The organism is Lentzea flava (genome assembly GCF_014648475.1).
Classification (GTDB): domain Bacteria; phylum Actinomycetota; class Actinomycetes; order Mycobacteriales; family Pseudonocardiaceae; genus Lentzea; species Lentzea flava.
This window is the reverse complement of record NZ_BMRE01000060.1, coordinates 1-14,181: the sequence shown is the minus strand read 5'-3', so window position 1 is coordinate 14,181 and position 14,181 is coordinate 1. Positions and strand designations below refer to the sequence as shown.

Annotated in this window: 15 protein-coding genes; 11 read left to right on the top strand and 4 right to left on the bottom strand. The window is 69.0% G+C overall.

Annotated features, from left to right (window positions below):
- Positions 1-19: 19 nt before the first annotated feature.
- Both mug and IEZ09_RS39370 read left to right on the top strand, forming a co-directional pair.
- The gene (gene mug / locus IEZ09_RS39375; protein ID WP_229813346.1) at positions 20-514 is read left to right on the top strand and encodes a G/U mismatch-specific DNA glycosylase; all 495 of its coding nucleotides are present in this window, start codon (positions 20-22) and stop codon (positions 512-514) included.
- Between the two features lie 192 nt (positions 515-706).
- Entirely contained in the window at positions 707-3,547 is a 2,841-nt protein-coding gene (locus IEZ09_RS39370) for an AfsR/SARP family transcriptional regulator (RefSeq protein WP_308202453.1), read from the top strand.
- A 1-nt stretch (position 3,548) separates the two neighbouring features.
- Here the strand turns inward: IEZ09_RS39370 and IEZ09_RS39365 are convergent, their stop codons facing one another.
- Positions 3,549-4,100, bottom strand: coding sequence for an NlpC/P60 family protein (locus tag IEZ09_RS39365; RefSeq protein ID WP_189258946.1), 552 nt, complete (start codon positions 4,098-4,100; stop codon positions 3,549-3,551).
- A 136-nt stretch (positions 4,101-4,236) separates the two neighbouring features.
- Between IEZ09_RS39365 and IEZ09_RS39360 the strand changes: the two genes are divergently transcribed.
- The 8 genes from IEZ09_RS39360 (at position 4,237) to IEZ09_RS39325 (ending at position 9,727) form a co-directional block, all read left to right on the top strand.
- Entirely contained in the window at positions 4,237-4,710 is a 474-nt protein-coding gene (locus IEZ09_RS39360; protein ID WP_189258945.1) for a hypothetical protein, read from the top strand.
- A 30-nt stretch (positions 4,711-4,740) separates the two neighbouring features.
- Positions 4,741-5,499 carry an LLM class flavin-dependent oxidoreductase gene (locus IEZ09_RS39355; protein WP_189258944.1) on the top strand — a complete coding sequence of 253 codons (759 nt, stop codon included), beginning with the start codon at positions 4,741-4,743 and terminating at the stop codon, positions 5,497-5,499.
- Between the two features lie 75 nt (positions 5,500-5,574).
- Positions 5,575-6,204: an SNIPE associated domain-containing protein gene (locus IEZ09_RS39350; RefSeq protein WP_189258943.1), complete on the top strand. Its 630-nt coding sequence runs from the start codon at positions 5,575-5,577 to the stop codon at positions 6,202-6,204.
- Positions 6,205-6,225: 21 nt separating this feature from the next.
- The gene (locus IEZ09_RS39345; protein ID WP_189258942.1) at positions 6,226-6,675 is read left to right on the top strand and encodes an SRPBCC family protein; all 450 of its coding nucleotides are present in this window, start codon (positions 6,226-6,228) and stop codon (positions 6,673-6,675) included.
- A gap of 32 nt (positions 6,676-6,707) precedes the next feature.
- Complete coding sequence (locus tag IEZ09_RS39340; protein WP_189258941.1) at positions 6,708-7,439, top strand: ABC transporter ATP-binding protein; 732 nt, start codon at positions 6,708-6,710, stop codon at positions 7,437-7,439.
- On the top strand, positions 7,436-8,407 hold the full coding sequence (locus IEZ09_RS39335; RefSeq protein ID WP_189258940.1) for an ABC transporter permease: 972 nt from the start codon (positions 7,436-7,438) through the stop codon (positions 8,405-8,407). Before IEZ09_RS39340 ends, IEZ09_RS39335 begins: the two co-directional genes overlap by 4 nt.
- A 36-nt stretch (positions 8,408-8,443) precedes the next feature.
- The gene (locus IEZ09_RS39330; RefSeq protein WP_189258939.1) at positions 8,444-8,821 is read left to right on the top strand and encodes a GntR family transcriptional regulator; all 378 of its coding nucleotides are present in this window, start codon (positions 8,444-8,446) and stop codon (positions 8,819-8,821) included.
- 42 nt (positions 8,822-8,863) lie between these two features.
- On the top strand, positions 8,864-9,727 hold the full coding sequence (locus IEZ09_RS39325; RefSeq protein WP_189258938.1) for an ABC transporter ATP-binding protein: 864 nt from the start codon (positions 8,864-8,866) through the stop codon (positions 9,725-9,727).
- Here the strand turns inward: IEZ09_RS39325 and IEZ09_RS39320 are convergent.
- From IEZ09_RS39320 to IEZ09_RS39310, 3 genes are read right to left on the bottom strand one after another with little or no spacing between them, the layout of a single operon-like run.
- Positions 9,721-11,259, bottom strand: a complete 1,539-nt coding sequence (locus IEZ09_RS39320; RefSeq protein ID WP_189258937.1) for a phytoene desaturase family protein — start codon at positions 11,257-11,259, stop codon at positions 9,721-9,723. The two genes, IEZ09_RS39325 and IEZ09_RS39320, sit on opposite strands and share 7 nt — an antisense overlap.
- Complete coding sequence (locus IEZ09_RS39315) at positions 11,256-12,119, bottom strand: NAD-dependent epimerase/dehydratase family protein (protein ID WP_189258936.1); 864 nt, start codon at positions 12,117-12,119, stop codon at positions 11,256-11,258. The genes IEZ09_RS39320 and IEZ09_RS39315 overlap by 4 nt, the downstream gene beginning before the upstream one ends.
- On the bottom strand, positions 12,116-12,655 hold the full coding sequence (locus IEZ09_RS39310) for a hemerythrin domain-containing protein (protein WP_189258935.1): 540 nt from the start codon (positions 12,653-12,655) through the stop codon (positions 12,116-12,118). Before IEZ09_RS39310 ends, IEZ09_RS39315 begins: the two co-directional genes overlap by 4 nt.
- A gap of 205 nt (positions 12,656-12,860) precedes the next feature.
- On the opposite strand from IEZ09_RS39310, the gene IEZ09_RS39305 reads away from it, so the two are divergent.
- Complete coding sequence (locus tag IEZ09_RS39305; RefSeq protein ID WP_189258934.1) at positions 12,861-14,099, top strand: ABC transporter substrate-binding protein; 1,239 nt, start codon at positions 12,861-12,863, stop codon at positions 14,097-14,099.
- The last annotated feature ends 82 nt before the right edge of the window (positions 14,100-14,181 follow it).

Genomic DNA, 14,181 nt, shown 5'->3' with positions numbered 1-14,181 from the left:
ACCTCGTAGGCTTGGCCACGTGATTCCCGACGTGATCAAGCCAGGGCTGGACGTGCTCTTCTGCGGCATCAACCCCGGCCTGGTGTCGGAGGCGACCGGGCACCACTTCGCCCGGCCGGGAAACCGGTTCTGGCCCGCCCTGCATTTGTCCGGTTTCACCCCAAAACTCTTCGCGCCCGCCGAGCAGCTGGAGCTGCTGCCCCTGGGTCTCGGCATCACGAACGTCGTCGCGCGCCCCTCCGCCAAAGCCGACGAATTAACAATTGACGAACTGAAAGCGGGCGCTGTCGAGCTCACCGAAAAGGTCGTGCGGTATTCACCGAAGGTTCTCGCCGTGCTCGGGGTGACCGTGTACCGTGCCGCGTTCGGCCGCAAGAAAGCGCAGGTCGGGCCGCAGGAGGAGACGGTGGGCGGGGCTCGGGTGTGGTTGTTGCCCAATCCGAGCGGGTTGAACGCGCACTGGCAGTTGCCGGCGCTCGCGGAGGAGTTCGGCAGGCTCAAAGCGAGCTTGTGAAACTAGAACAAAGGTTCACATTGATGCCCACTGAAAGTGGGCTGGACGGAGTGAACTCTGGTCTGGTTGCATCCAGATCTGCGTCCATTCGAGTGGCCTTCACTCGAAAGTGGAACCGTGTACGCGGGGCTGCGTCAAAATTTGGCAATGCCGCTCAAAACATGGTGAATCTTCAACGCTGGTGGGGGCGCAGTGGAGGTCAGGATTCTGGGGCCGGTCGAGCCGTCAGTGCCGCCGAAGCCCGCGCAGATCCTAGCGGTCTTGGCGGTCGAGTGCGGGAAGATCGTGCCCGTCGAGCGCCTCATCGATCTCATTTGGGGTGAGGAGCCGCCGCCGCAGGCCCGCAAGTCGCTGCAGGTGCACATCAGCAGCCTGCGCCGGACCGGGTTGCCGGTCGAGCACCGGGCGGCCGGGTACGTGCTCAACGCCGAGCCCGAGAGCGTCGATCTGCACCTGTTCCGCAGGCTGGTCGCGGAAGCGGGCGAGCAGGCCGATCTCAAGGCCAAGGCCGAGACGCTCCACCAGGCGCTCCAGCTCTGGCGGGGCACGCCGGTGGTGTTCGCGCAGACGCTGGACGTGCAACGGCTCGCGGCCGCCGAGGCGTGGGTCGACGCCGAGCTCGCGCTCGGACGGCACGCGGAGCTGATCGACCCGCTCGGGATCTTCGTCTCCGAGTACCCGCTGGCGGAACGGCTCAGGGGCCAGCTCATGACCGCGCTCGCCAGGGCCGGGCGGCGGGCGGACGCGATGCGGGTGTTCCGCGACACGCGCAAGGTGCTCGTCGACGAACTGGGTGTCGAGCCGGGCGAGCAGCTGCAGCAGCTCTACCGCGACGTGCTGGAGGGGGCGCGGGACAGCCGGCGCAACTACCTGCCGCGCGACGCGGGTGACTTCACCGGGCGCGACAAGGAGCTGAGCAGGCTTCTCGACAGCGACGGCGGCGTCTGGTGGATCGAGGGGCCGGCCGGGGTCGGCAAGTCGGCGCTGGCCGTGCACGCGGCGCATCGGATCGCGGACCGGTATCCCGACGGGCAGCTGTTCGTCGACCTGCACTCGCCGTCGGGCGCGCTGGACTCGTTGCTGCGCGCGATGGACGTGCCGAGCGAGCGGATCCCGGAGTCCGCGGAGGAACGCGCGGCGCTGTGGCGGGCCACGGTCAGCGGACGGCGCGTGGTGATCGTGCTGGACGGCGTCACAAGCGTGGCGCAGGTCCGGCCGTTGCTGCCGGGCAGTCCCGGCTGCCTGACGCTGATCACGAGCCGCAGCCGGCTGTGCGGGCTGGAAGGCGTGCGCCGGATTCCGCTGGACGTGCTCAGCAGCGACGAAGCGGTCACCCTCCTGCAACGCATCCTCGGCGACGACCGCGTGGCCGCCGAACCCGAGCAGGCAGAGGAGGTGGCCCGGCTGTGCGGGTACCTGCCGCTCGCGGTGCGGATCACCGGGGCGCGGCTGGCCGGGCGTGCGCACTGGCCGGTGTCCAAACTGGTCAGAAGGCTCTCCGACGAACGCAGCAGGCTGGACGAGCTGGTCGCGGACGACCTGGCGGTGCGGTCGAGCCTGGAGCTCACGTACCGGGCGCTCGGCGAGAACGTCCGCGCCGCCTACCGGATCTTCGGGTTCCTCGGGCTGCCCGAGGTGCCGAGCTTCCTGTGGGTGCACCTGCTCGACGAGGACGTGCTCGACCAGCTCGTCGACGCGCGGCTGCTCGACGTCATCGGCAGCGCGCGCTACCGGATGCACGAGCTGGTGCGGCTGCACGCCCGTGAGCTCGCCGAAGCAGAAGACCCGCTGGAACAACGCGAGGATCTCGTCAGGAGAGCCGTGGTCGCCGCCCTGTCCACAGTGGACGGCCTGACCGAGCAGCTGTTCCTGGCCGTGCCGCGCATGCAGGACTCCCTCGGCGTCGTCACCACGGTGGCGCGCCCCGCCGACAAGGACGCCTGGTTCGCGCGCGAGGAGAGCCTGCTGACCAAGCTCGTCGAACGCGCGGCGGAGCTCGGGCTCGCGGAGATCGCGTCGCAGCTCGCCGAGGTGCTGGTGTTCGCCTGGTTCGGGCTCAGGAACCGGTACGAGGCCTGGGAACGGACACACATGGCGGCGCTGGAGGCCGTGTGGAAGACGGGGGACCTCAGGCTGGAGGCGGTGCTGCGCTGCAGCCTCGGCCAGATGCACTACAAGCGCGACAACCTGGTCGAGGCGCGGTCGTGGTTCGACACCGCGCAGACGTTGTTCGTGAACCTGGGCGACAAGCGCGGCGAGGCCGTCGCGATGAACGGCATCGGCATGGTCTGCCGCGATCTCGGCGAGTACCCGTGTGCGCTGGAGGCGCTCGGCAGGGCCCGCGAGCTGCTGGAGTCCGACGACTCCGAGGGGGTCGGGCACGCGCTCTACGGAATCGGCTCCATCAAACGGGAACTCGGCGACGACGAGGAAGCACTGCACACCCTCGCGCTCGCGGAGACCACCTATCGCGCGGCCAAGAGCAGAAGAGGCGAAGCGCTCGCAGCGCGGGGAATCGGGCTCGTGCACCGCGCCCGCGGCGAGCTGGACCTCGCGGAGGAGCACATCGTGCGCGCCCACGAGATGGTCTCGGGCACCGGCGACGAGCTGCTCGGCTGCTACACCGCCCAGGCGTGGGCGAAGGTGCTGATCCGCAAGGGTTCGTTCGGTCCAGCCGAGAAGCTGCTGGCCGCCGCGATGGACGGCTGCCGCGACGTCGGCGACCGGTTCGGCGAGGCGCTCGTCCGCCGCACGCTGGGGGAGTGGCGGCTCGCGGCAGGCGACCACCGCGGCGCGCAGGTGGTGCTGACCGAGGCCCTGGCGTCGTGGTCCGACCTGGGGCTGCCGTTGTGGCGGGCACGAACGCTCAGAGACCTCGGTGCGGTCCACGCCTGTCGGGGGGATGTGTCAGGCGCGGACCGCTGCTGGGGTGAGGCCGCCGGGCTGTTCGCGCGACTGGGCACCCGTGAAGCCGGAGAGGTGCACCAGTGGCGCGCTCAGTGGCACTTTCCGGGGAGCCTCGCGATCAGCTGACTCAGTCGCGGATCTTCTTGTACTCCCACGGCGCGTAGCCGCCGTCCTTCAACGCCTGGATCGAGATGGTCTCGTGGTCCATGTCGTCGCGGGTGTTGCCCTCCTCGTAGATCCACACGGAGGTGTGGGCCGAGTTCGCCCACTTCTCGAACAGCTTCACGTGGCCGTTGCGCAGGATCATGTCGCCCGGCTCGAGGCTCGCCCACGAGATCCGCGTGGCGACCTCGTCCAAAGTGGACGTGGTGCGGCTGCTGGTCAGCTTCCAGGCCATCGAGACGAAGCCGGAGCAGTCCTGGCGGTACTTCTTGCCGTGGTTGACGTCCCACGCGTAGGAGCTCTGCGAGTACGGAACCTTGCGGTTCCACCAGTCCTTGGCCCGGCTGATGACCTCGGACCGCTTGATGACGCCCCCGTATCCGGCGGCCCTCATCTCCTCCGAGATGGGCGTTTCCTGCTCGGCGGGACCCTCGGGCATCGCGTGGGCGACGCCGGAGATGCCGGACAGCAGTCCGAGCGAGAGTGCGGTCACCGCGACGGCGTGGCGAATGCGCATCGTTGTAGCTCCGATCGACTTGATGTGACGACCGGGACTGTCCACGGAGGCGCCAAAGATCGGCCTAAGGCCGGTTTAGGCGTCTCTTTACCGCTCCTTCCTAACTTCGCCGCACCTTTGGGCATAAGGAGAGAGCATGTTCGTTCGCACGATCGCCGCTGTGATCGCGATGTTCGCGGCTCTGCTGATGGGCGCGTCCGTCGCGTCGGCGGCCCCGGCCAAGTACACCCACGCGCAGGCGACCGCGCAGCTGCGCGCCGCCGGCATCACCTGGTCCTCCAGCGGCAACTGCAGCGACCGCAACCGTTCGAACTGCACGTCGTTCGAACAGATCAACCAGACGACGATCGCGGGCGCCAAGACGTTCAAGCGCGCGTCGGGCTGCGCCCTCAACATCACCGGTGGCACCGAGACCGGCCACGCGTCGGGCACCTACTCGCACTGGAACGGCTACAAGGTCGACTTCTCGCTGTCGAGCTGCGTCACGAACTACATCACCCGGACGTTCACGTCCATCGGCGGCAACAAGTGGAAGTCGGGCTCGGGCAACATCTACTACCGCGAGTCGAACCACTGGGACGTCACGTACTACAACTGCGGCGGTTGCTGAGACGAGCCGCGGGCCGGTAGTAGTTGTCGGGTGACCACACTCGGCGCTGTCTACCGGCCCCAGCTCCCGCCAGAGAACCTGCGTTCGGTCGTCCTCGCCGCCGAGGAGTCCGGTGTGGACTCGCTGTGGCTGTGGGAGGACTGCTTCCTGGAGAGCGGCATCGCCTGCGCGTCGGCCGCGCTGGCCTGGACGTCGCGGCTGAAGGTCGGTGTCGGGCTGCTGCCGGTGCCGCTGCGCAACGTCGCGCTGACCGCGATGGAGGCGGCGACGCTCGACCGGCTGTTCCCCGGCCGCGTCACGATCGGCGTCGGGCACGGCCTGCAGACCTGGATGGGCCAGGTGGGCGCGCGGGTGTCGTCGCCGCTGACCCTGCTGCGCGAGTACACCGAGGCGTTGAAGGCGCTGCTGGCCGGGGAGAACGTGACCTGCGCGGGCAAGTACGTGTCGCTGACCGGCGTGGCGCTGGACTGGCCGCCCGCCGCGCCGATGCCGATCTACGTGGGCGGACTCGGGCCCAGGACGCTGGAGCTGGCCGGGCAGGTGGGCGACGGCACGATCCTCGACGCGTCGGCCGACCTCGACCGCGTGCGCGAGACGCGGGCGACCCGTGATCACCCGATCGTCGTCTACGTGGAGACCGACTCGCGGGACCGTGCGTACGTCACGGACCTCGTCGCGTCGGTGGCCGAAGCGGGCGCCACCAGCGTGATCTTGCAACAGTCCGCCACGAGCGAGGACCCGGAAGGATTCGTCCGATTCGTGGGTTCACTCGATGGTGTGAGTGCATAGCGCGAGAGATAACGGTGGATTCCTCCTTGCGATGGAACGGTCGTGGGCCTTTCGTCGCTGTTCGGGGAGGTAGACATGCTCGGGCGCAAGAACCGCCGGATCGCTGAGCTGGAGCGGGCCGTGGAAGGCCTGCAAGAGCTGCTCGCTCGAATCGGTGACGCCCGAACAGCGCAAACCAGCGCGCTGGAGGAGGTCGACCGCGCGGGTGCCGAGCTGATGGCGTTGCGGCACCGGATCAAGAACGCGCGCGCCGAGCTGCAGCCGTTGAAAGAAGAGCTCACCTTTCAGCGGGCCGGTGTCTTCCGCACCGACGCCGCCGCCGACCACCAGGCCCAGCTCGACCTGATCCACGACGAGATGAAGACGCTGATCAAGACCGGCGCCGCGGTCGAGGGCGGCGGGCAGGTCACCTACAACGGGTCGGACGCCACCGGGCGCAGGCTCGTCGAGGACTGGTCGGCGCTGATGCTCCGCTCGTACAACTGCGAGGCCGAGAACTGCCTGCGCATGTTGCGAGCCGGTGGCCTGGACGCCGCCCGCAGGCGGCTCGATCGCGCGGCGTCGGCGATCGAGCGGCTCAGCGGCACGTTCGCCCTCCGGATCTCGCCGCGCTACCAGGCCCTGCGCACCTACGAGCTGGAGCTCACCGCCGACCACCTGCAGCGCAAGGCGGAGAGCCGCCGCACCCGCCGGATTGCCTCCTGATTCTGCGGGTACCTCGAATGCGTGGCTGAAGTCTCGCTGGACGTAGAAGCTCCGATCGACGCCGTCTGGGCGGTGCTCGCCGACGGCTGGTCCTACGCGGGCTGGGTGGTGGGCGCGTCGCACATCCGCGACGTGGACACCGGGTGGCCCAAGCCCGGCACGCGCATCCACCACAGCGTGGGGCCGTGGCCGCTGGTCATCGACGACACCACCGAGGTCGTGCGCTGCGAGCCGTCCCGGCTGCTGGAGCTCGACGCCCGGCTGTGGCCGGCGGGCGCCGCGCGGATCACGTTCACGCTGCAGGCGCGGTCGGAAGCGCTCACCGAGGTGCGGATGAGCGAGCAGGTGGCACGCGGGCCGTCGAAGTTCCTGCCGACGTTCGTGCAGGACATGATGCTGATTCCACGTAACAGGGAAACCTTGCGACGCCTCGACGCGCTGGCTCGCGGCCGCTCAGCACCCTTTCACTAGTTAAGTAGTGAAAGGGTGATACGGTTGCTCCCATGGAACCGAGGGAGCACCCGCCCGTCGTGGCGGAGAGCCTGGGGAAGAAGTACTCGCGGGGCTGGGCGTTGCGGGACTGCACGCTGGAGATTCCGGCGGGCAGGATCGTGGCGCTCGTCGGGCCGAACGGCGCGGGCAAGAGCACGCTGATGGGCATGATCACCGGACTGCTCCGCCCGACGACCGGCCGGATCGCCGCGTTCGGCGACGTGCCGACCGGGCGGGGGATGCACCCGGCGGTGGCGTTCCTGACGCAGGCGAAGCCGCTGTACCCGCAGTTCACCGTGGCCGAGACGCTGCGCTACGGCCGCAACGCCAATCCGGGGTGGGACCAGGAGTACGCCGAATCGCTCGTCGAGAAGGCCAAGGTGCCGTTCGGGGCGCGGGTGGGGACGCTGTCGGGCGGTCAGCGCACGCGGGTCGCTCTGGCCCTGGCGCTGGGCAAGCGGCCGCGGCTACTGGTGCTCGACGAACCGCTCGCCGACCTCGACCCGCTCGCGCGCGAGACCGTGCTGCAGACGCTGGTGGAGGAGGCCAGGACGCAGGGCATCACCGTGCTGCTGTCCTCGCACGTGCTGGCGGAGCTGGAGAACGTGTGCGACCACCTGGTGCTGCTGACGTCGGGGCAGGTCCGGCTCGCCGGTGACGTCGACCGGTTGTTGCGGGAGCACGGGGAATCGCGGCTCAGCCGGCTCGCGCTCGCCCACATGCGCGAGGAGGTGGCGGCATGACGTGGATCGTCTGGCGTCAGCAGCGCCCGGTGTTCATCACGCTCGCGATCGGGCTGGTCGTGGCGGTGGCGGCCGTCCTGGTGCTGCGGGCCGCAATGGTCGCCGACCTCACCGCGCGCAACCTGGTGGACTGCGCGGTGAAGGGCCTGGAATCGTGCCGTGGCCCGGCCTCCAACGACTTCCTCAACGCCTGGTTCGACAAGATGCACCTCGCCCAGGGCGCGGTCATCGCGGCGCCTGCGCTGATGGGCGTCTTCGTCGGGGCGCCGCTGTTCGCGCGGGAGTTCGAACAGGGCACGCACGCGCTCGCGTTCACGCAGTCGGTCAGCCGGACGCGCTGGATGGCGACCAAGTTCGTGGTCGCCGCGGTGCCCGCGCTGCTCTTCGTGATCGTGTTCCAGGTCGTGGTGCACAGCTGGCTGGACGCAGCAGGCGAGCTCGGGCCGCTGGCGACGGGACCGTTCTACTTCACGACCTTCGAGGCTCAGGGCGTGTCGCCGGTCGCGTACACGCTCTTCGCCTACACGTTCGGCATGTTCGCGGGCGCGCTGTTCAAGCGGACGCTCGTGGCGATGTCGTTGACGCTCGGCCTCTTCATCGCGGTGCGGTTCGTGCTCACCGGGACGCGGGAGTTCCTGATCACGCCGACCAGGATCGTCTCCGACGACCCGTCGAAGCCGGCGCTCACCGACTCCGGCCCGCTGGTGGTGGACTCCGGCTTCCTGGACGCCAAAGGCGCTGTGGTGGCCGACTCGGCGCCGCTGATGAACTGCGCGTCGCGCGGGGACGAGCCCGTGGTGACGGACTTCGCCGCCTGCTACCGCAAGAACGGTCTCGCCCAGTCGTACGCGGACATCATCCCCGCCGAGCAGGCGACCACTCTGCACCTGCTCGAAGCGTCGATCTTCGCCGGGCTCGCGGTGCTGTTCGTGCTGGGTTCGGTGTGGGCCGTGCGCAGGCAGGTGTGACCTGGGAGGAAGAGGTGGGCACCTATGCTGGGCGGCGTGATCGAGTTTCGCATCGATCGGCACTCCGGGGTGTCCACCTACCTCCAGATCGCCGCGCAGGTGAAGCAGGCGATGAGGATGGGACTGCTGGGCCCCGGCGACAAGCTGCCGACCGCACGGGAGGTGGTGGAGGCCACCAGGGTCAACCCCAACACCGTGCTGAAGGCGTACCGCGAGCTCGAGCACGAGGGCCTCGTCGAAGGCCGCAGGGGCATGGGCACGTTCATCACGGCCTCGCTCGCCACCGATGCCGCGCGGGCCGACGCGCCGCTGCGGCAGGACCTGGACCGGTGGATGGGCCGCGCGGTGGAGGAGGGCCTGTCGGCCGACGAGGTCGACGCGATCTACACGGACGTGCGCGGGGCGCACTACTAGTGTTCCCATCATGTCCACTGTGGACGTCTACTTGGGAGTGAGATGAACGCGAGCCCGGTGCGGGCGGAGGGGCTGGCGAAGCACTTCGGCCGCCTGCGCGCGCTCGACGACTGCACGTTCGAGCTGCCGGAGGGCAGCGTGACCGGACTGGTCGGCCCGAACGGTGCCGGGAAGAGCACGTTGCTGTCGTTGATCGCGGGTCTCGCCAGGCCGACGCGCGGTGAGGTCAGCGTGCACGGCACGCCGGTGCGCGGCCGGATGCATCCCGACGTGTCGCTGCTGACCCAGAAACGGCCGTTGTACGAGCAGTTCACCGTCCGCGAGATCATGCGGGCCGGTGCGGCGATGAACGACCGCTGGTCCGCCGCACGTGCCTTCGAGGTGCTCGACCTGCTGGCGGGCGTGGACCCCGACGCCAAGGTGCGCACCCTGTCCGCCGGGGCGCGCACGCAGGTCGCGATCGCGTTCGCGCTGGGCCGGTTGCCCAAGGTGCTGCTGCTCGACGAGCCGTTGTCCGATCTCGATCCGCTGGCGCGCGACGAGACGTTGCGGATCGTCATGACCGAGGTCGCGGAACGGGGGACGACGGTGCTGCTGTCGTCGCATCTGCTGACCGACCTCGGGGACGTGTGCGACCACCTGCTGCTGCTCGACGAGGGGCGCGTGCAGGTGGTGGGCGACATCGACGAGATCCTGGGCGATCACCGGGTCGTCGTGGGGCCCGCGGAGGTCGAGCTGGAGACCGACGGGGTGGTCGTCGACTCCTCGCACACCCCGCGGCAGACCACGGCGTTGGTGCGCGGCGGATCCGCGCCTTCCGGTTGGGACAGCACGCATCCCGACCTGGAGGCGCTGGTGATGGGGTACCTGCGAGCCTCGCGGAACCGCAAGCTCGCCCGTCAGTAGAGGGCCTTGTGCAGCCCCTGCATCAGCAGCCGGTAGACCTCGCCCGCCGCACCCCACCGCGCCAGCGCCGCCCGTGCCGCGTTCGCTCCCGCCGCGCCGTGCACGCCACCGCCCGGCCAGGCCGACGACCCCGCCAGGTAGAGGCGGTCGAACGGGGTGTCCGCGCGGCCGAGACCCGGTACGGGACGGAAGATCAGCTGCTGGTGGATCGCCGACGTGCCGCCGTTGACCGTGCCGATCTGCTCGGGGCCCAGCACCGAGCGCTTGACGATGCGCGAGCGGAAACCGGGCGCGCGTTCCTCGATGACCTGCTCGATGCGGTCGGCGCGGCGCTTCAGGCGGTCGTCGGTCCACTTGCCGCCGAGCGGGACGTGTGTGTACGCCCAGGCGGCCTCGGTGCCGGCGGGCGAGCGTGACGGGTCGGTCGTCGTCATCTGACCCATGACCATGAACGGCGTACGCGGCACCTTGCCGCACGCCAGCTCGTGCGCCGTGGTGGCGAGGCCGTTGACGTCACCGCCGAGGTGGACGGTGCCCGCCTGCGCGGCTTCCGGGTTGGTCCACGGAGTCGGGCCCGACAGCGCCCAGTCGACCTTGATCGTGTCGGCGTCCCACTGGAACTTCCGCAGGTCCTCAGCGAGCTTCGCGGGCAGCGCGTCGACGCCGATCAAGTCCTGGTAGAGCGACGGCGCGGGAATGTCGGCCAGGACTGCTCGGCGTGCGCGCACAACAGATCCGTCGGCCAGACGCACACCAACGGCGACACCGCGCGCGTGCAGCACACCGGTCACCTTCGCGTTCGTCTCGATGCGACCACCGAAACGGCGCACCAACGACGCCGTGAGCTCGCCCGCACCGCCGCGCGGCACGGGATTGCCGACGTCCTGGGCGAGCATGGCCAGCAGCCAGCCGAAGCCTGCGCCGCCCGCCTGGTCCGGGCCGAGGTCCGTGTGCATCGTGTTGCCCGCCAGCAACACGCGCGCGCCCTCACCTTCGAACAGTTCCTCGCCGAGGCGGCGCACGGGCAACGTCAGCATGCGCGCGAGGCGGAGCGCGTCTCCCACACCCGCGGCCTTCAAGAGAGACAGGCCGCCACGCACCGGTGGGAACGGGCGCAGCAGCGAGTCGAGCACGGCGTCACGCACGGACATCCAGCGCGTGTACTCGGCGTGCCAACGGTCCGCGTCCGCGTCGGCGAAAGCACCGACGGACTTCGCCGTGGTCTCCACTTCACGAGAGAGCAGCGCCACGCGGTCGTCGGGCAGCACGTGGGCGAGCACGGCCGGTGCGTGCTGCCACTGCACGTCGAGGTTCAACGCGCCGATGACGGGCGAACCGAGGCCGAGGGGGTAGAACGCGCTGTAGACGTCGTTCGTGAAGCCAGGTGCGGTGATCTCGGCGGACGTGACGGCACCGCCGGGCGTGGCGCGCTGCTCCAGGACCAGGACGTCCCAGCCCGCGTCCGCCAGCAGGGCCGCCGCGACCAGGCCGTTCGGGCCGGCGCCGATGACGACCGCGTCAACCTCGTTCACGAACGCCTCCCCATTGCCATGACGACTTCGCTCAGCACATCACGCGCGTCGTGTTCGGGCCACCATTTCAGATCTTCGTGCGCTCGGGTGGTCCGCACGAGCGGTGCCTGATCGGCCATCCGGACCCACTCGGGCGTGAGCGGCTGCAGCCCGAGCTTCGCCGTCGCGCCCGCCAGCTTCTCCACCAGCGGGTACGGCACGGGGAGACGGCCGGCGCCGACGCGGTCGGCGATCATCGGTGCCGTCAGCACCGGTTCGGCGGCGAGGTTGAACGCACCGAACGCCTTGAGACGCACTATCTCCACGATCGCGCGCGCCACGTCGTCGGAGTGCACGAGCTGCAGGCGCAGGCCGTTCCACAACGGAATCGGCAGCAACGGCAACAGCTTCGGGGAGAGCCAGCGGCTGAGCAACCAACGTCGAAGCTGCTCAGCCGCTGAGGCCTGCCCGATGCCGCACGGCCTGATGACCGTGCACGGCAACGGATACCGCCTGATCATCTGCTCCAGCCGCACCTTGTGCGCGCTGTACGTGCTGCCGGGGATTCCCGTGGTCGGCCACGACTCGTCCACGCGGCTGTAGCGCGCCGCCGGTGCGTACGCGGCGACCGACGACGCACAGACCAGGTGTCCCACTTCTTCTTTGATGCAGGCAGCGAGCACGTGCTCGCTACCGTCGATGTTGGTCTCGCGGTCCGTCGGTTTGATCGCCCACGCCAGGTGCACCACGACGTCGGCACCGCGGATGGCGTCGCGCAACGACGACAGCGTGCGCACGTCGACACCGACGTCCTCGAAGTCGAGGTGACGCCGTAGCGCGGTGCCGACGTTGCCGCTGCCGCCGGTGACGACGATCCTCACCCGAGCACCTTGCGGATCGCGTCCCTGGCCCTGTCCACCACGGCCACGAGCGGGCCTAGCGCCAGGTTCGCGACGGGACCCTCGACTCCGGGGTGCGGGCGGGTCGGCGCGATGGCCTCGGCGGCTTCCACGGCCTTCGCCATCCGTTCGAGACGTTCCTGGTCGTGGACCTTGCGCAGGAGCGGGAACTCGGCCTGTTCCTCGTGGTCCGCGTGGGCGAGCACGTCTTCACGCAGCTGCACGAGCAGCGTGTCGAAGCCCTCGGCCTCAGGCCCCATGTCGTTCATCGTGCTGAGGAGTTCCTTGGCGCGTCGTTCCTCAGCGATCCGTGCGTCCACGATCGGCTCGCCGCCGCTCACGCGTGCGATGGCCGGGTGGACGATCTCCTCCTCCGCGGTTTCATGGACCGAAAGCAGCCGCACGAGCCGATGCCACGCGTCTGTGCGTTCAGCCCCCGTCGAGGCCTCGACTTCGGCGAACAGCGTCCGGATGTTCTCGTGCTGGCGGTGCAGCAACGTGATCACGTCATTAGCCATGCCGTTCGGATACCCGAAAAGTGATCAACAACGCCGTATCTCATTTCGTTCGGCGCCGAAGAACTAGCACAGCGAGTAGTCGAGCGGTAGTCACATGAACCTAACAATGTTGTGTCACGTACCACATAGAGAGGCAATATGTGACCGATCAACGAATACTGAGCTACCGCTTAGTATGTTGCGATCTTTCGAACAAGGACTCTGCATGCCCTTCCGCCGCCGTGTACTGCCCACCGCCTTAGCGCTCGCCGTGCTCGCCGCCGGCTGTGGCGCGAAGGAAGACGCGCAAGTCCAGGTCAAGACCGGCCCAGGCGTGACAGCCGACACCATCTCGCTCGGCATCCTCACGGACATGACGGGCCCGTTCAAGGCGTCCGCGCTGACCCGCATGAAGGGCTACGAGCTCTACATCAAGCAAATCAACGACCGCGGGGGCATCTGCGGCCGCCGGATCGAGCTCAAGCAGAAGGACCACGCCTACGACGTGCAGAAGGCGCTCGACGCCTACTTCGAGCTCGAACCGCAGATCCTCGGCCTGCTGGAGCTCGCGGGCACGCCGATGACCGCGGCCATCGAGCCCGACATCATGCAGACCCGCACCCTGACCGCGCCCGCCTCGTGGGCCGCGTCGCTGCTCGGCAACCCGCACATGATGATCGTCGGCACCACGTACGACCTCGACGTGATCAACGGGCTCGACCACTACAAGCGCCGCGGTGTCATCAAGGACGGCGACACCATCGGCCACGTCTTCGTCCAGGGCAGCTACGGCGACAACGCGGTCGAGGGCAGCCGGTTCGTCGGCCAGCAGTGGAACATGAAGATCGCCGAGCAGCCCATCAACGAGACCACCGCCGATCTCACCCAGCAGATCGCCGCGCTGAAGGCCCAGGGCGCCAAGGCCGTCGTGCTGAGCACCGCCCCCGCCCAGACCGCCGCCGCGGTGGGCGTCGCCGCGGCGATGAAGTGGGACGTGCCGTTCATGGTCAACGTCGTGGGCTACGACCCGGCCCTGCTGGACTCGCCGGTCGCGGCGGCCGTGGAGAAGCAGGTGTCCGTGGTGACGTCGGTGGCCCCGTTCACCGGCACCCAGCCCGGCCCGCGCGAGGTGGCGGCGGCGTTCAAGAAGAACTACCCCAACGACAAGCCCGCGCTCTACGTCGACCACGGCTACACCGTCGCGAAGGTGTTCCTGTCGGTCGTCGAGAAGGCGTGCAAGAACGGCGACCTCTCGCGCGACGGCGTGCTGAAGGCGTTCCACGACACCAACGGCCTGGACACCCAGGGGCTGACCGGTCCGCTGCACTACTCGCTCGTGGGGCGGCCCTCGTCCACGCAGTCGTACATCACCAAGGTCGACAAGTCGGCGCCCGGCGGTCTCACGACCGTGGAGGAGCTCTTCGAGTCCGAACTGGTGAAGGCGAAGGGCACGCGCGCCAAGTAACGCAACGAAAAGGGCCCCTCCCAGGGCGAGTTCTAGGGGTCGTCGCAACACAACTGATCAACTGGCTTGGGCCAGGAGCTTA